Below are 21325 nucleotides of genomic sequence, written 5' to 3'. Positions count from 1 at the left end.
TTGTTCGTCACACCGGCCGTGGCGTGTGGTGACCGGCCGTAGCGGACCGCCTAGCCTGATGATCATGGCAACCACCAGGGTGTACGTCGCCCGGCTCGCTGGCCTGACGGTGCTGGGTCCGGACGGGGAGTCTATCGGCCGGGTCCGCGATGTGGTCGTGGCCGTCCGCTACGGCCGCCAGCAACCGCGGGTGCACGGGCTGGTGGTCGAATTGGTCACCCGGCGGCGGATTTTCGTGCCGATGCTGCGGGTCACCGCGATCGAACCCGGCATGGTGACGCTCAATACCGGCACCGTCAGCCTGCGCCGATTCGCGCAGCGACCGGGCGAGATGCTGGCGCTGGCGCAGATCGTGGACTCGCAGGTCCGCGTCGACGATCCTGGCCTGCCCGACCTGGACGGGGTGGCGGTCTTCGTCGCCGACCTCGGTATCGAGCAGACCCGCACCCGCGACTGGGTGATCGGGCGGGTCGCGGTGCGCGGGCACCGGCGGATCGGGCGACGCCGCACCGTGCACGTGGTCGACTGGTCGCAGGTCGTCGGGCTGACGCCCGCGGTGGTCGGCAGGCCGGGCCAGGATGTCACCACGCTGCTGTCACAGTTCGAGGGCCTGCGCCCGGCCGATGTCGCGCACCGACTGCGCGAGCTGCCGGAGAAGCGGCGCGTGGAGGTGGCCATCGCGCTCGACGACGAACGCCTCGCCGACGTGGTCCAGGAGCTGCCCGACGACGACCAGGTCGACCTGCTCGGCCACCTCGAGGTGCACCGCGCCGCCGATGTGCTCGAGGCCATGGACCCCGACGACGCCGCCGACCTGCTGGGCGAGCTGCCCGAGAGCGAGGCCGAATCGCTGCTCGCGCTGATGGACCCGGAGGAATCCGAGCCGGTGCGCCGCCTGCTCGCCCACTCCCCCGACACCGCGGGCGGTCTGATGACGACCAAACCGGTGGTGCTGAGTCCGTCCACCACCGTCGCCGAGGCGCTCGCGCGGGTCCGCGATCCCGACCTGACTCCGGCGCTGGCCTCCATGGCCTTCGTCGTGCGGCCGCCCACGGCCACGCCCACCGGTCGCTATCTGGGCTGCGTGCACATCCAGCAGCTGCTGCGGGAACCGCCCGCGCATCTGGTCGGCGGGATCGTCGACGCCGATCTGTCGCCGCTGTCGGCCGAGCTGCCGCTGGCCGCGGTGACCCGCTACTTCGCCACCTACAACCTGGTGTGCGGGCCGGTGGTCGACGCGGAGAACCATCTGCTCGGCGCGGTCACCGTCGACGACGTGCTCGATCATCTGCTGCCCGAGGACTGGCGCGAGGAAGAGCCGCCACTGGCGCACACCGAGGAGGAGATCCGCAGTGAGTGAGAAGAGCCCAGCCCGGCAGCGCCTGGAGACGCCGGTCGGCTCGCGGCTGCGCTTCGACTGGGACTCCGACGCGTTCGCCAGCGCCAGCGAGAAGGTGGCCCGCTTCCTCGGCACCGGCCGCTACCTGGCGATCCAGACCGTCATCGTCGTGGTGTGGATCGTGCTCAATGTGTTCGCGGTGTCGCTGCGCTGGGACCCGTACCCGTTCATCCTGCTCAACCTGGCCTTCTCCACCCAGGCCGCCTACGCCGCGCCGCTGATCCTGCTGGCGCAGAACCGCCAGGACAACCGCGACAAGGTCGCCCTGGAGGAGGACCGCACCCGCGCCGCCCAGACCAAGGCCGACACCGAGTTCCTGGCCCGTGAGCTGGCCTCGCTGCGCCTGGCCGTCGGCGATGTGGCCACCCGTGACTACCTGCGCCGCGAACTCGAGGAGATCAAAGAGGTGCTCGACCGCATCGACGCGGTCACCACGCCCGACGGCGCGCCGACGACGGAGAAAAAGCGAAAAGCCGTCCGCAAGAAAACCTCCGGTCAAACGCCCTCTTCCGCCCCGATTTCGCCAGGCGCTCCAGACGCGTGACCGGAAATGCTCAACAACTTCCTGACCGGTAGGTAACCTGGATCACGTTGTTCCGGGCGGGCCGGAGGGGGGACTCTGCGGTGCCGCTGCTTCGACGTAAAGGGCTGGTGTGTCGCCAATGCGAATCTCTACTCCGATCACGATGTCGGCCCTGGTCGTCGCGGGGCTCGTCGCCTCCGGATCGGCCGCGCACTCCACGAATCCCAGTACCGCGCCGCAGGCCCCGGAGGCATTGCTGGCCGCGAACGCCAGCAGCACCGACCAGGGCGACGCCCCACTCTCGGAGGTCGTCGGCCTGCTGCCGGTCTCGCAGGAGGCCCCGCGCAAGCTGCGCGCCCTGAGCCCGTCGGCCAACAGCGCGGCACCTTTCGCCGGAACCGTTCCCCTGCAGAGCATTTCGCTGCCCACCGGCAGCGGCGCCCTCGGCATCCCGGAGATCGTGCTGGCCGCCTACCGCAATGCCGAGCTGGCCATGGAGACCGCCGAGCCCGGTTGCGGACTCACCTGGAACCTGCTCGCCGGGATCGGCCGGATCGAGTCCGGGCACGCCAGCAGCGGCAGCACCGACGCCGCGGGCACCACGACCACCCCCATCTTCGGTCCGGCGCTGGACGGCACGCTGCCGGGCAACGAGGTCATCAAGGAGGCCGACGGCGGCTTCGTGCGCGCCGTGGGTCCGATGCAGTTCCTGCCGAGCACCTGGGCGCACTACGCCGCCGACGGCAACGGCGACGGCGTGGCCGATCCGCACAATGTCTTCGACGCGGCGCTCGGCGCGGGCAAGTACCTGTGCTCGGGCGGGCTGAACCTGCGCGAGGCGTCCCAGGAACTGCGGGCGGTGCTGCGCTACAACAACTCCATGTCCTACGCGGCCAATGTGCTGAGCTGGTCGGCCGCCTATCGCAACGGTGGCGCGCCGAGCCAGGTCGCGATCTCCCCGGAGATCGTGCCGCCGGGCAGCGCCCCGCTGGTCTCGCCGAACGTACTGGCCGCCTCCACCGACTCCCCCACCACCGCGGCCCCGCCCTCGACGGCCAACCAGTTGCCGCCCAACACGCCGAAGACCGCCACGCCGACCCAGGTGATGATCACCCTGCCCGGTCTGCCGCCGATCCCGTGCGGCATCTTCTGTCCCGCGCCCGTGGTGCCCGAAACCTGTGTCAGCGAACCGCAGCCCGCGAAGATGCCCGATCCGCTGGCGCCCGCCGAACAGCCCGTCCAGCAGCCCGTGGAACAGACCTACGGTGCCGCGGCGCCCAAGGACCCCGCCAAGCCCGCGGAGCTGGAGCCCGCGCCCACCGACGCGGCCAAGTGCACGCCCGCCGAGGCCGCGCCCGCGCAGACTCCGGCCCCCGCTCCCGCCGCGCCGGAGAAGACGCCGGAACCGGGTGTCGCCCCCACCGAGGAGGCCGCGCCCGAGCCCGAGCCCGCCCCGGTGGCGCCCGCGCCGCAGCCCGCGATCACGTTGCCGTTCAACATCGTCATCCCGCTGCCCGCCCCGCCCGCGCTGCCCTGAAATCAAACCGGATTCCAGATCACAGAGGGGTAACAAAAAGGTCTCGGGTGCGGTAATCTCTTGGCATGGGCCGTCATCGGAAACAGCCAGCCACCACCGTTCGCCGGAGCTCGCTCATCGCACTGACCGGATTGGTCCCCGCCGGACTCGTGGCCGTCACCGCCGCCGCGACCGACGTGACCAGCGCGGCCAGCGCAGCGGTCGAACACGATCTTCCCGAGATCGACCAGGAGGGCGCGGCCGAGTTGGTCGCGGCACCCCAGGCCGACATCGCCGAGGTGGCGCACCTGGAGGCCAAGCAGTCGGCCTCGGCCGCGCCGGTGGTGAAAACCGTTGCGCTACCCGACGATCGGCCCGCCTCCGATCTGCCCGCCGGTCCGCTCGGCATTCCCGGTATCGCGGTCGCCGCCTACCAGAGCGCCGAACAGCAACTGGCCGTGGAGAATCCGCACTGCGGCATGAACTGGTCGCTGCTGGCCGGTATCGGCCGGGTCGAGTCCACCCACGCCTACGGCAAGGCCGACGCGCAGGGCAACCCGATCAAGGCGGTCTACGGCCCGGTCCTCGACGGCAGCCTCTACGGCAACAATGTCATCCACGACAGCGACGGCGGCGCACTCGACGGCCTCGGCGGCTACGACCGCGCCATCGGCCCCATGCAGTTCCTGCCCGAGACCTGGCAGCGCTACGCCGCCGACGGCAACGCCGACGGCATCGCCGACCCGCAGAACCTCTTCGACGCCGCCCTCACCGCGGGCCGCTACCTCTGCGACGGCGGCCTGAACATGCGCGACCTGTCCCAGCAGTCCAAGGCCATCCTCCGCTACAACAACTCCATGGCCTACGTAGCCAACGTCATGGCCTGGTCCGGCTCCTACTCCAGCGGCCTCGCCCCCCGCCCCCAGGACCTCCCCCGAATCTGACCCGAGGCGAGCCAGCATAAACTCGGTTTCATGGCAGTGATTACGGAAGCGGATGTGCGGGCGGCGCTCGCGAAGGTCGACGATCCGGAGATCCGCAAGCCGATCACCGAATTGGGCATGGTGAAGTCCATCGCCATCGCCGACAGCGGTGATGTGCACGTCGAGGTGTATCTGACCACGTCCGGTTGCCCGTTGCGGACCGAGATCGTCCAGCGTGTCACCAAGGCCGTGGCGGATGTGCCCGGTGCGGGCGCGGTGACGGTGGATCTCGATGTGATGAGCGACGAGCAGCGCACCGAACTGCGCAAGTCGCTGCGTGGCGATTCGGCCGAGCCGGTGATCCCCTTCGCCCAGCCGGGCTCGCTGACCCGCGTCTACGCGGTTGCCTCCGGCAAGGGTGGCGTGGGCAAGTCCAGCGTCACCGCCAACCTCGCCGTCGCGCTGGCCGAGCGCGGACTGTCGGTGGGTGTGCTCGACGCCGACATCTACGGCCACTCCATCCCGCGCATGCTCGGCTCCGACGCCAAACCCACCCAGGTCGAGCGGATGATCCTGCCGCCGGTCGCGCACAACGTGAAGATGATCTCGATCGCGCAGTTCACCACGGGCAACACGCCGGTGGTGTGGCGCGGTCCGATGCTGCACCGCGCGCTGCAGCAGTTCCTGGCCGACGTGTTCTGGGGCGACCTGGACGTGCTGCTGCTGGACCTGCCCCCCGGCACCGGCGACGTCGCCATCTCCATCGCCCAGCTGATCCCCAACGCCGAGATCCTGGTGGTCACCACCCCGCAGATCGCCGCCGCCGAGGTGGCCGAACGCGCGGGCGCCATCGCGCTGCAGACCCGTCAGCGCATCGCGGGCGTGGTGGAGAACATGTCGTGGCTGGACCTGCCCGACGGCTCGCGGATGGAGCTCTACGGCTCCGGCGGCGGCCAGGTGGTCGCCGACCGCCTCACCCGCGCGGTCGGCTCGACGGTGCCGCTGCTGGGCCAGATCCCGATCGAGCAGTCCCTGCGCGAGGGCGGCGACGCGGGCACCCCGATCGTGCTCGGCGACCCGGAGAACCCGGCCGCCGTCGCCCTGCGCGGCGTGGCCGACAAGCTCGCCGTCCGCAAGCGCGGCCTGGCGGGCATGTCCCTGGGCATCGACACCACCCGCCATCTCTGATTCGGGGGTTGTCGGTGGGGGTGCCTAGGCTGGACCCATGCTGACGCTGCTTCTATACGTGCTCATCGTCGGGTTGGTGGCGGCGATGCTGTTCCTGGTCGCGAGTGCGGTGTTCGGGCGGTCCGAGGAGCTCGGGCCGCTGCCCGAGGGGACCACGGCCACCGTGCTGCCCGCGCAGGGCGTCACCGGGGCCGATGTGCGGGCGCTGCGGTTTCAGCAGGTGGTGCGCGGTTACAAGGCCGGGGAGGTCGACTGGGCGCTGGGGAGGCTGGCCGAGCGCATCGATGAACTGGAGCTCGAGCTGGCCCAGGCGCGGCACTGGCAGGCGCAGGTCATGGCGAGCCAGGAACGCCCGTGAGCGAGCTCGCCGACGACGGACTGGTCCGCTGCGGCTGGTCGATCGGCTCCCAGCTCTACCGCGACTACCACGACACCGAATGGGGCGTGCCCCTGCACGGCGACGACGCCCTCTTCGAGCGCCTGTGCCTCGAGGCGTTCCAGTCGGGCCTGGCCTGGATCACCATCCTGCGCAAGCGGCCCGCCTTCCGCGCCGCCTTCGCCGGGTTCGAGATCGCGAAGGTGGCCGAGTTCGGTGACGACGACCGCGCGCGACTGCTCGCCGACGCGGGCATCGTGCGCAATCGCGCCAAGATCGACGCGGCCATCACCAATGCCCGGGTTGCTCGCGACCTGCCGGTGAGCCTGGACGAGCTGGTGTGGTCCTTCGCACCCGCGCCACGCCCGCGACCGGCCACCCTCGCGGATGTGCCCGCGACCACACCCGAATCCGTTGCTCTGGCAAAGGAATTGAAGCGCCGGGGCTTCGCTTTCGTCGGCCCGACGACGGCGTACGCCCTGATGCAGGCGACCGGGATGGTGGACGACCACCTGGAAGTTTGCTGGGTACGCCCCACGCCGGACGGAACCGACTCGAGAGTCACATTTCCTACTCAGGTGTCCGCCCGCGCGGGCAATAGGGAAGAATAGGACCGGTGTGGCCCGCCGAACACCCGGCGAGCCCGCTGGTTGGCGACAACCGGCAGACGAGAAACAGTGCGCAGACAGACCGCGCAGATCTGGAGGGAGCAGAGGATGGCGGCCATGAAGCCCCGTACCGGGGACGGTCCCCTCGAGGCAACCAAGGAAGGTCGTGGAATCGTCATGCGGGTTCCACTCGAGGGTGGCGGGCGTCTGGTCGTCGAACTCACGCCGGACGAGGCTGCGGCACTCGGTGACGAACTGAAGAGCGTCACCAGCTGACAGCGCTCGACACGGTCGCCGCACTCCTGGCCTGCCCGGAGTGCGGCGCCGCACTGCATCAGCGCGACACCGCGCTGCGTTGCGCGACCGGGCACAGCTTCGACATCGCCCGCCAGGGTTATGTCGGGCTGCTGACCGGGGCGTCGACGAAGATGACCGGCGACACCGCCGCCATGCTCGATGCCCGCGCGGCCTTCCAGGGCGCCGGGCACTTCACCCCCATCGCCGTGGCCGTCGCTCACGCCCTGAGCATCGGTTCGCCGACCCGTATACCCCGTGACAGCGCCGATCCCGCCACGGCCCCGGCACCCAGGGTCGATGCGGCATCCGAAGCCCACGCGGCCGCGGCCGTCACCGCGCTCGACGACACTGCCGCCTCCACGGGCACCGCGACCTCACCGGTCGCGGCGATGGCCGACAACGTGGACGGCGCTCATGGGCTCTCCCCGGCCGACGGCGCGGTGCTCGAGATCGGCGCAGGCACCGGTTTCTACCTGGCCGCGGTCCTCGATGCCCGGCCCGGCGCCGTCGGCATCGCACTGGACGTGTCCAAACCGGCGGCGCGCCGGGCCGCTCGCGCGCACCCGCGCACGGCCTCGATCCTGGCCGATGCCTGGCGCGGCCTGCCGGTCCGCGACCACGCCCTCACCGGCGTGCTCTCGATCTTCGCGCCACGTAACCCCGGCGAGATCGCGCGCGTCCTGGCCCCCGGCGGACGCTTCGTGGTCGTCACCCCCACCGACCGGCATCTCGGCGAACTGATCGGCCCACTCGGCATGGTCCGCGTCGACCCCGACAAGGACCGCCGCCTGGCCGAGTCGCTGTCGGCCACCTTCACCCGCATCGAGCACACCCTGATCGAGTTTCCGATGAAACTCACCCGCGCCGATGTCACGAACGTGGTCGCCATGGGCCCGTCGGCCTTCCACGGCACCCCGACCGACGACCCCCGCATCGCCGCGCTCCCGGACACCACCGAAGTCACCGCCTCGGTGACGGTCTCGGTCTACTCGCCGAACGGCTGACGCATCGCCCACGTGGGCCACGCGCACCGCGGACTCCATCACGCGGGCGGCAGTCCCGACCCCACGCCACCACGCGCCCCGAGCGTCGCCTGGGACCGCCCGGTGCCCCCAGCACCTCAGCGCAGCACGCTGCGATACACCGCCACGGTGTCCTCGGCGATCTTGGCCCAGTCGAATTCCGCGATGGCCCGCGCCCGCCCTGCCTCGCCGTAGCGCCGGGCCAGCGCCGGATCGCTCGCGACCGCGTTCACCGCCATGGCCAGCGCCCGTTCGTAGACCTCCGGCTCGTCGGCGGCGTAGTGCACCAGCGTGCCGGTGACCCCGTCGGCGACCACCTCGGGAATCCCGCCGACATCGGAGGCCACCACCGCCGTGGCACACGCCATCGCCTCCAGGTTCACGATGCCGAGCGGCTCGTAGACCGACGGGCACACGAAGACCGCCGAGGCGGCCAGGATCTGGCGCACCTGCTCGGTGGGCAGCATCTCCTGCACCCAGAACACCTTGCCGCGGCGGCGGTGTAGCTCGTCGACCGCCGTGGCGACCTCCTGCTCGAGCTCGGGGGTGTCGGCCGCGCCCGCGCACAGCACCAGCTGGATGTCGGGGTCGAAGTCGTGGGCGGCGGCGAGCAGGTGGCCGACGCCCTTCTGCCGGGTGATCCGCCCGACGAACGACACGATCGGCAGATCGGGACGGACCCCGAGGCGTTCCAGCACCGGCGTCTCCCCCGGCGCGGGCGGGCCGGGATGCCAGACGGTCGCGTCGATCCCGTTGTGCACCACGTGCACTCGGGCGGGGTCGATGGCCGGATAGGCGTCGAGCACGTCGTGGCGCATGCCCGCGCTGACGGCGATGATCGCGTCGGCGTTCTCCATCGCGGTGCGTTCCGACCACGACGACAACCGGTAGCCGCCACCGAGCTGCTCGGCCTTCCACGGCCTGCGCGGTTCGAGCGAATGCGCGGTGAGCACGTGCGGGATGTCGTAGAGCGCGGCCGCCAGGTGCCCGGCCAGGCCCGCGTACCAGGTGTGCGAGTGGACCACCTCGACACCGCCCGCCGCGTCGGCCATGCGCAATTGGGCCGACATCATCTGCAGCGCGGCATTGGCGGCGGAGAGTTCGGGATCGGGTCGGTGCACCACGGCACCGGGTCGCGGCGCGCCCATGCAGTGCACGGTCACCGCGCACAACGCGCGCAGCCGCGCGGTGAGTTCGGTGACGTGCACGCCCGCCCCGCCGTACACCTCCGGCGGGTATTCCCGGGTCAGCACGGCGACGCGCAGCGCGTCCGCCCGCTCCTCGTCGCTGTCGGTGCCAGAACTCACCGGTCCAAATTAGACCGTCGGGTCGACATGAGCCACCGACGCCTGCGCGGACCTGTACTTTGAGCAGGGTGAGGAGCCAGCCGCACGTACTCGGGATCGTGCTCGCCGGTGGCGAGGGCAAACGACTGTTTCCGCTCACGGCAGACCGCGCCAAGCCCGCGGTTCCGTTCGGTGGCGCCTACCGACTGATCGATTTCGTGCTCAGCAATCTGGTCAACGCGGGTTATCTGCGCCTGTGCGTGCTCACCCAGTACAAGTCGCACTCGCTCGACCGCCACATCTCCCAGACCTGGCGGCTGTCCGGGTTCACCGGCGAGTACATCACCCCGGTGCCCGCCCAGCAGCGGCTCGGCCCGCGCTGGTACACCGGCAGCGCCGACGCGATCATGCAGTCGCTCAACCTGATCTATGACGAGGACCCCGACTACATCGTGGTCTTCGGCGCCGACCACGTGTACCGGATGGACCCGGAACAGATGGTCGCCAGCCATATCGCCTCCGGCGCGGGCGTCACCGTCGCCGGTATCCGGGTGCCGCGCAGCGAGGCCAGCGCCTTCGGCTGTATCGACTCCGACGAGTCCGGCCGGATCACCCAGTTCCTGGAGAAACCCGCGCACCCGCCCGGCACGCCCGACGACCCGAACGTGACCTTCGCGTCGATGGGCAACTACGTGTTCACCACCCGCGTGCTGGTCGACGCCATCCGCGCCGACGCGGAGAACTCCGACTCCGACCACGACATGGGCGGCGACATCATCCCGTCCCTGGTGGCCGCCGGTCAGGCCGCCGTCTACGACTTCGCCGACAACGAGGTGCCCGGCGCCACCGAACGCGACCGGGGCTACTGGCGCGACGTCGGCACCATCGACGCCTTCTACGAGGCGCACATGGACCTGGTCTCGGTGCACCCGGTCTTCAACCTCTACAACAAGCATTGGCCCATCCGCGGCGCCGCCGAGAACCTGCCCCCGGCCAAGTTCGCCCAGGGCGGGCTGGCCCAGGAGTCGATCGTGGGCTCGGGCTCGATCCTGTCGGCCGCGACCGTGCGCAACTCGGTGCTCAGCTCGAACGTGATGATCGACGACGGCGCCACCGTGGAGGGCAGCGTGCTCATGCCCGGCGTGCGGATCGGGCGCGGCGCGGTGGTGCGCCACGCCATCCTGGACAAGAACGTGGTGGTCGGCGAGGGCGAGATCATCGGCGTCGACCTGGACCGCGACCGCGAACGCTTCGCGGTGAGCAACGGCGGGGTGGTCACCGTCGGCAAGGGCATCTGGGTCGGTTGATACACGGCGGCTGACGCCGCGCGTTCAACACCGCGAGGCGCAGAGCAGACCGTCACCGATCGGGATGAGGACGCTGGTCAGATCGGGATTCTCGGCGATGGCGCGGGTGGCGGCACGCACCGCCGTGGTGGCCGGGTCGCGCTGTTCGGGATCGGGGACACGCCCGCCGAGCAGGGCGTTGTGCAGGATGATCGCCCCGCCCTCGCGCAGTAGTCGCACGCCCTGCTCCACGTAGTGCAGGTGTTCCATCGGCGCGGCGTCGACGAAGACCAGGTCGTAGGCGCCGTCGGCCAGCCGGGGCAGCACGTCGAGGGCGCGGCCGTTGATCAGCCGGGTGCGCGCGGGCGGGATGTCGGCGGTGCGGAAGGCCTCCTTGGCGGCGCGCTGATGCTCGGGTTCGGAGTCGATGGTGGTGAGGGTGCCGTCCTCACGCATGCCGTCGAGCAGCCATAACCCGCTGATTCCCGCGCCGGTGCCCACCTCGACGACCGCGCGGGCGCCCAGCATCTGCGCGTACATGCTCAGCACCGCGCCGACCGAGGCGGGCACGGGTGCGGCGCCCAGTTCGGTGGCCCGCTCGCGCGCGTCGAGGAGGACCTCGTCCTCGACGACGGACTCCTCCACATACGCCAGGTTCCGCTCCACGTTCGATGCCACAGCTAAGAGGCTATGTCACAGGAGGGGTCTGTGTATTCAGCGAAGGCGCGGGTGCGGCGAAATGTCGATTCTCAGGCCACGCTCAGGATCCCCACACCTGTCCCATATCGCGACAGGAAATAGTTGCCCTACGCAAGGCCAGCCGATCGCGGCGGGCACGAGACGGGAACAACCCCACACCGCTGCGGGTTGATACCGAGAGCAAGGTTCGCTGACCCGGACCGGCCGGTTTCGTGCCAGCGGTCCCGAGTAGGAGGTGTCCCATCCCGATGGTAGACACGGCGCGTCGCAACGCCCCACTGCCCGACCACACTCTCCCCGCCGACCTCGTCGCCCTCGAGGGTGACGCGCTCGATGCCGAACTCACCGGCACCGCGGCCTTCGACGCCACCGGTGACCGCACCGTCATGCCCTCCTGGGACGAACTCGTCCGCGAACACGCCGATCGGGTCTACCGCCTGGCCTACCGCCTCTCGGGCGATGCCCAGGACGCCGAGGACCTCACCCAGGAGACCTTCATCCGGGTCTTCCGCTCGCTGCAGAACTACCAGCCGGGCACCTTCGAGGGCTGGTTGCACCGCATCACCACCAACCTGTTCCTGGACATGGTCCGCCGCCGCAACCGCATCCGGATGGAAGCCTTACCCGAGGACTACGACCGGGTGCCCGCCGAGGGCCCCACCCCCGAGGACGCCTACCACGACTCCCGCCTCGACCCCGACCTGCAGAAAGCGCTCGACGCGTTGGCGCCGGAGTTCCGCGCCGCGGTGGTGCTGTGTGACATCGAGGGTCTGTCCTACGAGGAGATCGGCGCGACACTCGGCGTGAAGCTGGGCACCGTGCGCAGCCGGATCCACCGTGGGCGGCAGGCACTGCGCGAGCACCTTGCGCATAATGGAACTACAGCAGCGGTACTCCGCTGACGCCTACGCTGGGTGACGCCGGGTCAGGTGTCCCCGGCTTGTCGGTCGATGTCGGTCGGAAGGATGAACTCCGCATGAGTGTGGACCCCGGAGCGGCGGGTCGATCGCCGCGCTTCCAGCCCACCGAGCACCTGGCCAGCGAAGCGGTCGCGGCCTATGTCGACGGCGAGTTGCGCATGAACGCCTATCTGCGCGCCGCCCAGCATCTTTCGGTCTGCCCCGAGTGCGCGGCCGAGGTCGACGCCCAGCAGCAGGCCCGCATCGCGCTGCGCCGGGCCGCCGAGGTGGCCGTGCCGCGCAGCCTGCACGACAGCCTGACCCGCATCCCGCTGGCCGAACTGCCCGGCACACAGGCCCAGCCGCCGCGCCGTAACGAGGCGTTTCTCGGATTCATCACCGATTCCTTCACCGCGACCCGGTGGACAACCTGGCGGCGCAAGTAGAGTCTCGACACGTGACAGGCGAATCGACGAATTCCGGATCGACCGAGCACGCGGAATCGGGGGCCGAACGGGGGAACCTGCGTCCCGCGGACGCGCCGAACCTCGGTCCGCGCCCGGTGTACCGGCCGCACATCGACAGCCATACCGCGCGCGCGTTCCGCCGTCCGAACGGACAGTCCGGCTCGTTCGCCCCGCACGAGTCCCGTCCCACCGATCGGCCCGCCGACGCCGATCAGCTCGTCACCCAGCGCCCGCCCGACGGGGTGCTGGCCGAGGCCTTCGCCCGGCCCGAGGGCTCGAACGAGCTGCTGCAGCGCGAGCCCGGTGCCGCCGAGGACAAGCCCGCCGTCGCCGGACCGGTCGATCCCTGGCGTGACCCGGCCGCCGGAGCCCGCCTCGGCGCTCCCGCCGTGGCCGCCGCGCCCACCCTGCGCCCGCCGGACGCCCCCAAATTGACCGCCCGCGAGGTGCTGTTCGGTTCCACCGTCGCGCCCAAGGCCCTCGCGGTGCTGGCCGCCCTGGCGCTCGGTATCGCCGTGGTGGGCGGGCTGGTCGGGCGGATCACCGCCGAGACCGCCTCCACGCTCACCTCCCGCGAGGTCACCCTGGACCAGACCGGGGGCACCGAGGAGCCGCACAGCCGCATCGCCGCGGTCGCCAACGCGGTGCTGCCCTCGGTGGTCTCCATCCGCGTCACCGTCGGCGACAACGGCGCCACCGGCTCGGGGGTGGTGATCGACGGCAAGGGCTATGTCGTCACCAACAACCACGTCATCTCGATGGCCGCGACCGACAAGTCCGAGCGCGCCGCCATCCAGGTGCAGTTCTCCGACGGCACCCGGGTGCCCGCCCAGATCGTGGGCCGCGACCCCAAGACCGACCTGGCCGTGCTCAAGGTCGAGGCCAAGAACCTCACCGTGGCCAATCTCGGCAAATCCGCCGACGTGCAGGTCGGCGACGACGTGCTGGCCATCGGCTCGCCGCTGGGCCTGAGCAAGACCGTCACCTCCGGCATCGTCAGCGCCCTGCACCGCCCGGTGAAACTGCAGGGCGAGGGCAGCGACACCGACGCCGTCATCGACGCCGTGCAGACCGACGCCGCCATCAACCCCGGTAACTCCGGTGGCGCCCTGGTCGACATGCAGGGCCGCGTGGTGGGCATCAACACCGCCATCCGCAGCGAGACCGGCGGCTCGGTGGGCCTGGGCTTCGCCATCCCGGTCGACGTGATGCGCAGCGTGGCCCAGACGCTGATCAACGACGGCCAGATGCACCATCCGGTGATCGGGCTGAGCGCGCGCACCAAGACCGTCGCCAACGAGGTGATGAGCGGTGCCGCCGTCGCCGATGTCGTGCCGGACGGGCCCGCGGCCAAGGCGGGCATCGTCGAGGGCGATGTGATCGTGAAGATCGGCGACCGTGAGGTCACCAATCCCGACGAGCTGGTCGTGGCCGTGCAGCAGCACAAGATCGGCGACAAGGTGAACGTGCAGTTGATCCGCGACGGCAGGCAGGTGGACGTCTCGGTCACGCTGGAATCCGACTGACCAGCGGCGTCGCGCGCCGGGTAACCTGGATCCGTGTTCAGCAACATCGGGTGGAGCGAGATGATGATCCTGCTCGTCGCCGCCCTCGTGATCCTCGGCCCGGAGCGCCTGCCCGGCGCCGTGCGCTGGACCACCCGCTCGCTGCGTCAGGTGCGCGACTACGCCAGCGGGGCCACCAGCCAGCTCAAGCAGGAGCTGGGACCGGAGTTCGACGAGCTGCGCAAGCCGTTGGCCGAGCTCAACGAGTTGCGGTCGATGAGCCCGCGCGCCGCGGTCACCAAGCATCTGCTGGGCGGGGACGACTCGGTCCTGCGTGATCTGGAGAGCGCGGTGCCCGACAAGCAGCAGCTGTTCGGGACCAGCAGCGGCATGCCCGGCGCCGGGCCCACCCCGCCGACGCAGAAGCCGCTGACACACAACGAGCGTCCGCCGATCGACTTCGACGCCACCTGATCCGAAGAACACACCGCACGGTCGGCATTTGCCACAGGATCGCGCGATCGGCCCGTGGCCGCGCCGACCTCGCATCCTTGTGATTGCCGACAATACGGCGTGAATTCTCGTTGTCGCACAGGACAGTTGGATGTCAACCGATATAGACACGGAATGCTGTCGAGCTGTCTAGACTTCGCACATGTCGGCCGATGACGTGGCAAGAGTCTTCGCGATCGAGGACAAGGTCGAGAGACTCAAAGCGGCCACCGACGGGGTGGCGGCTGCCCAGCAGACCATCAACGAACTCACCAGGATCAGGCGCGCCGTGATCCGCGAACTCCATGCCGAAGGCTGGACTTTCGCCCGGATCGGCGCCGCGGCGGGCCTGTCGCGCGCCCGAATCCATCAGGTGAGCACCCAGGGTCCGGTGCCCGAGGGCCTGTTCTTCGGGCACGGCGCGCTGACCGTACTCGCGCCGGAGGTCCGCGCGGGCAGGCTACTGGGCGCGCCCGATCCGGCCGCCCCGCAACGCCTGGCCGAGCTGCTGCGCCAGCTCGGTTTCGTGGCGACGGTGGAGACCTTCCTGCCCGGTCGCCCGATCGATCTCAATCGCGACGGTCTGGTGATCCTCGGCGGCCCGGAACTCTCGCCGAGCCTGCGTCAGCTGGTGGTCGCCGATCCGCGCCTGCGCCGCACCGTCACCCGCGCGGGCGACACCCGCCGCGGCATCGAGGACCGGGCCGCGCGCCGCGTCTACCGGCCCGGCGGCACCGAACCGCACGACATCGCCTACCTCGCCCGGCTCCCCCGCCCCGACCGGCGCGGCAGCATCATGCTCATCGACGGCCTGCACCCGCCCGGCTCGCTGGGTGCGATCCGATTGCTGGCGACCCGCCTCGCGACCCTGCACGAACGCGCGAGCACCCAGCTGTTCTCGGTGTTGATCGCGGTTCGGTATGACCGCACGACAGGAGAACCGGTAGACGCGGACCTGCTCACCCCGGTCTATCGCCACGAAACCGACCCCAGGTTGGCTACGACCCGGGTTCATCCATAGCTGGAATTAAACTAACCATGCTTTGTGATCTGCATCACGGTATTGTTATGGATCACATGTCGTCCACGATGGTTAGATTGCTAGCGAGTAACCGAGTGTGAGTAGGTGAGCTTCACATGTTCTCGTCTCCCGAGGCCAGCGCATGCCGGGTCCTGCCCGTCCGCGCGGCAGGCACCCCGGATCCACGCCCCGTCCCCCCGTTCGACGCCACGCCACTGGCCGACGAGGTCATCGTCGCCACGCACCGCGTCACCTACAGCGACCGATTGAAGGTCTTCATCGGCCCGCACGAGGATGTCGACAGCTTCCTGCGCCCGCTACGCCGGATGGACGGCCACCAGCGCTACGCGCTCGAACTGAGCCTGCTCCCCGAACCGATGCCCGCCACCGACGTCACCGCGACGGTGAGCGCGGCGCGTGGCGATCTCGCGCTGCACTGCGCGGGCTCGGCGGGCGCGATGACGCTGCAGCTGCGCACCACCATCGACCACGTCACCCGCCGCTACACCCTCGGTGCCGTCGGCAGCCGCCTCGGCCTGCCCACGGTGTACCTGCCGCACGGTGACGAGGACACCTACGTCTACCCGGAAGAGGTGTTCACGGCCGACCACGCGACGGAGGTCTTCCGGGACTTCTTCCACGCGGGCACGGTCCCGGCCGGGCTGCAGCGCCGCGAAATCCTCGACTGACACTCCCGCGCGCTCGGCGCGCACGCGTGCTCGGCGATAGCTAGGCTGGTCAGCGCAGTCACAATGCGACTGCGGAGAGGCCGGTGGGCGATGCGCGAGCTACTCGGACCGGTACTCGATCTGCTCGGCGAACAGCCGGTGGCCCTGGCCAGGATCGTCGACCGGACCGATGCCGGACCACGCGAGACCGGTGCCGCCATGGCGGTGACCGGCGACGGACGGGTGTTGGGCTCGCTGTCGAGCGGCTGCGTCGAGGCCGCCGTCGTCCACACCGCCGAACAGGTCCTGCGCGAGGGCAACGCCTGCACCGAACGCTTCGCCGCGGCCGACGAATTCACGGCCGGACTGCCCTGTGGTGGCGAGATCGAGGTCTTCGTCGAACGTCTCGACCACACCGCTCTGCCTCTGCTCCGCGAACTCCACGACGCGCTCACCGCCCATCATCCGGTCGCCTTGGCCACCACGCTGGAGAGCACCCCCGACCGCAGACTCCTGCGCCCCGACCGACACGAGCCGTGGCGTGGGCTGGATCAGGACGCCGCCGCCCTGCTCGCGGCCGGTCACCACGGACTCATCGGCGCCCGCGACTGTGCCGATACCGCCGCCCGTCCGCGCGCCTTCGTGCAGGTCTTCCACACGCCAGCGCGGATGATCCTGGCGGGTGCCGACGACTACACCCGCGCGCTCGCCACCGCCGCGGCCCAGCTCGGCTATCACGTCACCGTGGTGGACGCCCGCGAAACCTTCACCACCCCGGCCCGTTTCCCCGGCGCGCACGAGGTGGTCGTCGACTGGCCGCACCGCTATCTCGCGGCCGAACACCGCGCGGGCCGCCTCGACCACCGCACCGTCGTCTGCGTGCTCACCCACGACCCGAAATTCGACGTCCCCCTGCTCGCCGCGGCCCTGCCCCTCCCCCTGGCCTTCCTGGGCGCCCTCGGCTCCCGCCGCGCCCACGCCGACCGCACCGCCCGCCTGCGCGAATCCGGCTGCGCCCCCGCCGATATCGCCCGCGTCCACAGCCCCCTCGGCCTGGACCTGGCCGCCCACACCCCCGAGGAAACCGCCATCTCCATCCTCGCCGAAATCCTCGCCACCCGCACCCACGCCTCAGCCCGCCCCCTCACCGACCTCGACGGCCCCATCCATCCACCCCGGTGAGCGTCCCGCCGCCCGGGCCATCGACACCTCCACGCGAACTTTGATACAGTTTGTCTCGAAAGTTCGTAACACGCTGTCTCACAATGAGGTCCGATGCGTTTACCTGATCCCCGCACCGTGCGCAGCCGCGACACCGCACTGGTCGCCGCGAGGGAACTGCTGATCGAACGGGGCTTCGCCGGGCTCACCCACGGCGCCGTCGCCACCCGCAGCGGCATCAGCAGGGCCACCCTGTACCGGCTCTGGCCCGAACCCACCGATCTGGTGCGCGCCACCCTGACCCGGCACATCGCACAGGCCCAGTCCGAACCGACCGGCGACCTCCGGACCGACCTGCGTCGCGAACTGGCGGGCACCCGCGCCATGCTGCACGACCCCGGCAGCGACCAGGCCATGCGCGTAGTGATCGAAAGAGCCGCTGTCGAACCGGAATTCGCGCGGATCAAGCAGGCGCTCTACCAGTCGGGCACCCGGGTGGTGCGGACCGTACTGACCGACGCCGTCGCGCGCGGCGAGCTCCCGGCCGGGCTGGATGTCGACCGCGCCGTGGACCAGCTCTTCGGTCCCCTGTTCTTCCGGCGGCTCCTCGCAGACCGGACCTTCGACCTCGATTACGTCGACGACGTGATCGACGACTTCCTGCGAGGCCCCGCATGAGCACCTCCCCCACCCGCACCCGTTCCACCGCACGTATTCTCGTCGTTCTGGTCGCAGTGATCACCGCCGTGGGCGCACTGCTCGCCGACTACCTGATTCCGGCCAGCGCCGACCAGCACCTGCACAACGCGGCCTGGCCCCCGCACGCGAAATTCCATGACGCCCAGTACATCGTGATGTCGATCCTGCTCGGCGCCCTCGCACTGATCCTGCTGCTGCGCCCCGGCGTCTCGCGCGCCCGGATCGACACGGCCTGCGCGATCCTGACCGTCCCATGGCTGGGCTTGCTCGGCGCGTTCCTGTTCCCCGGCACCGCCATCGAGGACCCCGAATTCGACAACCCGCAGGCATTGGGGCTGCACCCGCAGGTCCTGCTGGCCCTGGTCCTCCTCGTCCTGCTGGGCGTCGCCGTCGTGCTCAACCGACGCGTCGCGAACGGCGGCGACCGACGCTCCGAGCCGACACCCGGCACGGGTACCGGTCTACCCACCGTCACCCTCGGAGGGACGCTGACCGAGGCGGATGTCCGTTCGCTGGAAGACGAGTGAGAGACTTCTCGTCCCCGCGCCCGCCGGAACCGGTGCGGTACGGTCGGCGAGGTGCCGCAACTGCCTGCGTCTGAGCTCGCGCTGATCCAGCGATCGCCCGACTAGATCCCGACCGGCCCCACGCACAGCGTGAACCCGCGTTCGGTGTGGGTGAACAGGGTGCTCGGCAGGCCCGCACAGGCCGCGTCGCCGGGCGGGTTCTCGGGGGTGCCGAGGGCTTTCAGCAGCACGCGGCCCAGGGCGGCCGAGTCGGCGCAGGAGACCTTCTGCATGCGGATCTCGTCACCGAACCAGCCGACCTCCACCCGCCCGACACACTGCCCCGAAGTGACCCGCTGCATGGATTCCTCGATCGCGAGCTGGTCGGCGGCGTAGTAGGACGCGACGATGCCTAGCGCGACCCACAGCGGCAGGGTCAGTCCGAGCGCGCCGATCCGGCGGAACAGGGGCTTGCCGGGGTCCATGGGGGTGTGCCCCCACGAGGTTTCGGGCGCGGGGAGGGCGGCCAGACGACGGCGGGTCCTGGCGTTGGCCACGAAACCGCCCACGTTGTAGAACAGCGACTGGACGCCCCACCAGCCGAACCACGAACTGGTGACCGTGAGTTCGCGATAGGTCGCCAGTCCGCAGTCGCGGCAGAAGGGGCCGACCTCGGTGGTTTCGACCCGGAACAGCAGCAGCCCCCAGTGCCCGAGGAGATCCACGTCCAGCGCGGGCGATGCCCCGCAGTGTCGACACCTGACATTGCCGTATTGCTCGATGGCCGACACCGATTCCCGCTCCCACAGCTCGATTCAGTTGAACTGCGGGACATTACGCCGTCGGTCAGGCGGCGACCTGTTCGGGGCGGAGGGTTTTCATCGGGGGGCGGTCCTCGAGGGAGACCTCGGTGGAGTGGGCGATGAATTCGCCGCCGATCAACGGGAACTGGGTGAGGGCGGCGCCGGAGTCGGGGACGCCGCTGCGGCGCAGGGCGGTGCCGAGGATCTGGCGGCTCATCACGCCCAGGTCGGACAGGGGGCGGTTGCGGTGGGTGCGCACGCCCAGGTTGACCTGGGTGATGGCGTCGAGGCCGAGGCGGTCGTAGGTGTCGAGCAGCAGGCCGATCTCCACGCCGTAACCGGGGGCGAAGGGAACGGCCGTGAGCAGCTCGCGGGTGCCCGCGTACTCGCCGCCCAGCGGCTGGAGGACCTGGGCCAGTTCGGGGCGCAGCGCGGCCAGCAGCGGACGCGCGACCAGCTCGGTGACCCGGCCGCCGCCGTGCGCGTCCACCGACTCGCCCTGGCGCAGCGGGCGTCGGTAGTACGCCTTGGACAGGTGGGTGCCGGGCGTGGTCAGCAGCGGGCCGAGCAGCTTGGGCACGAAGGCCGGGTCGGGGTCGATGAGATCGGAGTCGACGAAGGCGATCAGGTCGCCGCTGGTGCAGGCCAGTGAGCGCCACAGCACCTCGCCCTTACCGGGCAGCGGTTCGAGTTCGGGAACGGCTTCCTCGCGGGTGACCACCTCGGCGCCCGCGGCGCGAGCCCGGGCGGCGGTGGCGTCGGTGGAGCCGGAGTCGAGGACGAGCAGTTCGTCGACGAGCGTGCCGAGCAGCGGCCGGATACTGGCCACCACGTCGGCGACGGTGTCCTGTTCGTCGAGCGCGGGCAGCACCACCGAGACGGTGCGGCCCGCCTTGGCGGCGACGAGTTCGTCGACTGTCCAGTCGGGGGTGTCCCAGGTGTGGGTGGTGGCCCAGGCGGGCTCGCGGTGTTGGATTTTCATGCCAGACCTCGCAGAGTTCGTGCGGGGGGCCGGATGCCCTGGATCGCGGCGATCATGTCCACGACCCGCCGGGTTTCGGCGACTTCGTGAACCCGGAAGATCCGAGCGCCCGCGGCGGCCGACCACGCGGTGGCCGCCAAGGTGCCCTCGACCCTTTCGGTGAGACCTACCCCTAGAGTCTCCCCGATAAAATCCTTGTTGCTCAGTGCCATCAGTACTGGCCATCCGGTTTTTACGAGACTGTCGATTCCACGCAACAACTCGAGCCCGTGATAGGTGTTCTTGCCGAAATCATGCGTGGGATCGATCACAATCCCGTCCCGACGCACGCCCGCGGCCAGCGCGCGCTCGGCCGCGGCGACCACCGTCGCGGTCACTTCGGCCACCACATCGGCGTAGCGCACGCGATGCGGACGGGTCCTCGGCACCGCGCCCCCGGTGTGACTGCACACGATCCCCGCGCCGGTCTCGGCCGCCACCCGCACCAGATCCGGGTCGGCCCCCGCCCAGGTGTCATTGATGAGTTCCGCGCCCTCGGCCACCGCTGCCCGCGCGACCTCACCGCGCCAGGTGTCCACACTGATCAACAGGTCGGGATACTTCGCCCGGATCGCCGCCACGAACGGCACCACCCGCAGCGTTTCCTCGGCCGCGTCCACGGTGGCGCCCGGGCCCGCCTTCACCCCGCCGATATCGACCATGTCGGCGCCCTCGTCGACGGCACGGGCCACCCGATCCATGGCGGCCGCGTCGGTGAAGGTGGCGCCGCGGTCGTAGAAGGAATCGGGGGTGCGATTCACGATCGCCATCACCAACGCCCGATCCCCGGCCACCTCCCGCCCACAGAAGCTCGCCCGCCTCCCCGCGACTTCTGCCGACGGCTGAGAACCGCTGCCGGTCGTGTCTCGGGCAGGCGGTTCGGTGGCTGGTGGCGGTTCGGGCGTGCCCGACGAGTTACCCATGTTCATGCGAAATCAGACGTTACCTTGCGGTCTTCTG

24 protein-coding genes are annotated in these 21325 nt (G+C 70.3%); 19 read left to right on the top strand and 5 right to left on the bottom strand.

All coding sequences use genetic code 11. The annotated features are described in order from the left end of the window. Nucleotides 1-64: 64 nt before the first annotated feature. The 9 genes from QC180_RS14435 to QC180_RS14395 all read left to right on the top strand — a co-directional run bounded on the left by QC180_RS14435 (nt 65) and on the right by QC180_RS14395 (nt 7834). Nucleotides 65-1360 carry a magnesium transporter MgtE N-terminal domain-containing protein gene (locus QC180_RS14435; RefSeq protein WP_278263243.1) on the top strand — a complete coding sequence of 432 codons (1296 nt, stop codon included), beginning with the start codon at nt 65-67 and terminating at the stop codon, nt 1358-1360. Beyond that, entirely contained in the window at nt 1353-1943 is a 591-nt protein-coding gene (locus QC180_RS14430) for a DUF1003 domain-containing protein (protein ID WP_278263242.1), read from the top strand. Before QC180_RS14435 ends, QC180_RS14430 begins: the two co-directional genes overlap by 8 nt. A 142-nt stretch (nt 1944-2085) precedes the next feature. Beyond that, entirely contained in the window at nt 2086-3459 is a 1374-nt protein-coding gene (locus tag QC180_RS14425; RefSeq protein WP_278263241.1) for a lytic transglycosylase domain-containing protein, read from the top strand. A gap of 65 nt (nt 3460-3524) precedes the next feature. Next, nucleotides 3525-4382, top strand: coding sequence for a lytic transglycosylase domain-containing protein (locus tag QC180_RS14420; protein ID WP_278263240.1), 858 nt, complete (start codon nt 3525-3527; stop codon nt 4380-4382). A gap of 30 nt (nt 4383-4412) precedes the next feature. Beyond that, nucleotides 4413-5549, top strand: coding sequence for an Mrp/NBP35 family ATP-binding protein (locus tag QC180_RS14415; protein WP_278263239.1), 1137 nt, complete (start codon nt 4413-4415; stop codon nt 5547-5549). A 37-nt stretch (nt 5550-5586) separates the two neighbouring features. Further along, complete coding sequence (locus QC180_RS14410) at nt 5587-5907, top strand: DivIVA domain-containing protein (protein ID WP_278263238.1); 321 nt, start codon at nt 5587-5589, stop codon at nt 5905-5907. Beyond that, nucleotides 5904-6536 carry a DNA-3-methyladenine glycosylase I gene (locus tag QC180_RS14405; protein ID WP_278263237.1) on the top strand — a complete coding sequence of 211 codons (633 nt, stop codon included), beginning with the start codon at nt 5904-5906 and terminating at the stop codon, nt 6534-6536. Before QC180_RS14410 ends, QC180_RS14405 begins: the two co-directional genes overlap by 4 nt. 105 nt (nt 6537-6641) lie before the next feature. Next, nucleotides 6642-6809 (top strand): DUF3117 domain-containing protein, encoded by a 168-nt coding sequence (locus tag QC180_RS14400; protein WP_011211259.1) that lies wholly within the window; start codon nt 6642-6644, stop codon nt 6807-6809. Next, a complete protein-coding gene (locus QC180_RS14395; protein WP_347567328.1) occupies nt 6806-7834 on the top strand; it encodes a putative RNA methyltransferase in 1029 nt (342 codons plus the stop codon). Before QC180_RS14400 ends, QC180_RS14395 begins: the two co-directional genes overlap by 4 nt. Before the next feature lie 116 nt (nt 7835-7950). On the opposite strand, the gene glgA is transcribed toward QC180_RS14395, so the two are convergent. Then, complete coding sequence (gene glgA / locus QC180_RS14390; RefSeq protein ID WP_278263653.1) at nt 7951-9117, bottom strand: glycogen synthase; 1167 nt, start codon at nt 9115-9117, stop codon at nt 7951-7953. Nucleotides 9118-9227: 110 nt separating this feature from the next. Here glgA and glgC point away from each other — a divergent pair, with 110 nt between their 5' ends. Further along, complete coding sequence (gene glgC / locus QC180_RS14385) at nt 9228-10445, top strand: glucose-1-phosphate adenylyltransferase (RefSeq protein WP_278263235.1); 1218 nt, start codon at nt 9228-9230, stop codon at nt 10443-10445. A 24-nt stretch (nt 10446-10469) separates the two neighbouring features. Here glgC and QC180_RS14380 read toward each other — a convergent pair whose 3' ends face one another. After that, a complete protein-coding gene (locus QC180_RS14380; RefSeq protein ID WP_278263234.1) occupies nt 10470-11102 on the bottom strand; it encodes an O-methyltransferase in 633 nt (210 codons plus the stop codon). A gap of 269 nt (nt 11103-11371) precedes the next feature. On the opposite strand from QC180_RS14380, the gene sigE reads away from it, so the two are divergent. The 9 genes from sigE to QC180_RS14335 all read left to right on the top strand — a co-directional run bounded on the left by sigE (nt 11372) and on the right by QC180_RS14335 (nt 18562). Continuing rightward, nucleotides 11372-12025, top strand: coding sequence for an RNA polymerase sigma factor SigE (gene sigE, locus QC180_RS14375; RefSeq protein ID WP_278263233.1), 654 nt, complete (start codon nt 11372-11374; stop codon nt 12023-12025). Between the two features lie 74 nt (nt 12026-12099). Further along, entirely contained in the window at nt 12100-12468 is a 369-nt protein-coding gene (locus QC180_RS14370; protein ID WP_278263232.1) for a hypothetical protein, read from the top strand. Nucleotides 12469-12479: 11 nt separating this feature from the next. Beyond that, complete coding sequence (locus QC180_RS14365) at nt 12480-14015, top strand: trypsin-like peptidase domain-containing protein (RefSeq protein ID WP_278263231.1); 1536 nt, start codon at nt 12480-12482, stop codon at nt 14013-14015. 33 nt (nt 14016-14048) lie between these two features. After that, entirely contained in the window at nt 14049-14468 is a 420-nt protein-coding gene (gene tatB, locus QC180_RS14360; protein WP_278263230.1) for a Sec-independent protein translocase protein TatB, read from the top strand. Nucleotides 14469-14649: 181 nt separating this feature from the next. Beyond that, entirely contained in the window at nt 14650-15507 is an 858-nt protein-coding gene (locus QC180_RS14355) for a hypothetical protein (protein WP_278263229.1), read from the top strand. 116 nt (nt 15508-15623) lie between these two features. Further along, entirely contained in the window at nt 15624-16196 is a 573-nt protein-coding gene (locus QC180_RS14350) for a hypothetical protein (RefSeq protein WP_278263228.1), read from the top strand. Nucleotides 16197-16286: 90 nt separating this feature from the next. Then, nucleotides 16287-17357 (top strand): XdhC family protein, encoded by a 1071-nt coding sequence (locus QC180_RS14345; RefSeq protein ID WP_278263227.1) that lies wholly within the window; start codon nt 16287-16289, stop codon nt 17355-17357. A gap of 93 nt (nt 17358-17450) precedes the next feature. Further along, entirely contained in the window at nt 17451-18014 is a 564-nt protein-coding gene (locus QC180_RS14340; protein ID WP_278263226.1) for a TetR/AcrR family transcriptional regulator, read from the top strand. Then, nucleotides 18011-18562, top strand: a complete 552-nt coding sequence (locus QC180_RS14335; RefSeq protein ID WP_278263225.1) for a DUF6640 family protein — start codon at nt 18011-18013, stop codon at nt 18560-18562. The genes QC180_RS14340 and QC180_RS14335 overlap by 4 nt, the downstream gene beginning before the upstream one ends. Nucleotides 18563-18663: 101 nt before the next feature. On the opposite strand, the gene QC180_RS14330 is transcribed toward QC180_RS14335, so the two are convergent. The 3 genes from QC180_RS14330 to folP are packed head-to-tail and all read right to left on the bottom strand — an operon-like array spanning nt 18664 to nt 21288. Next, nucleotides 18664-19332 (bottom strand): hypothetical protein, encoded by a 669-nt coding sequence (locus QC180_RS14330; protein WP_278263224.1) that lies wholly within the window; start codon nt 19330-19332, stop codon nt 18664-18666. A 55-nt stretch (nt 19333-19387) separates the two neighbouring features. Continuing rightward, a complete protein-coding gene (locus QC180_RS14325) occupies nt 19388-20326 on the bottom strand; it encodes a glucosyl-3-phosphoglycerate synthase (protein ID WP_278263223.1) in 939 nt (312 codons plus the stop codon). After that, nucleotides 20323-21288, bottom strand: a complete 966-nt coding sequence (folP, locus tag QC180_RS14320; protein WP_278263652.1) for a dihydropteroate synthase — start codon at nt 21286-21288, stop codon at nt 20323-20325. The genes QC180_RS14325 and folP overlap by 4 nt, the downstream gene beginning before the upstream one ends. Nucleotides 21289-21325 lie beyond the last annotated feature (37 nt).

The organism is Nocardia anocheti, from assembly GCF_029675105.1.
Lineage (GTDB): Bacteria > Actinomycetota > Actinomycetes > Mycobacteriales > Mycobacteriaceae > Nocardia.
The sequence above is the reverse complement of the archived record's forward strand: the minus strand, read 5'-3'. Positions and strand labels throughout refer to the sequence as shown.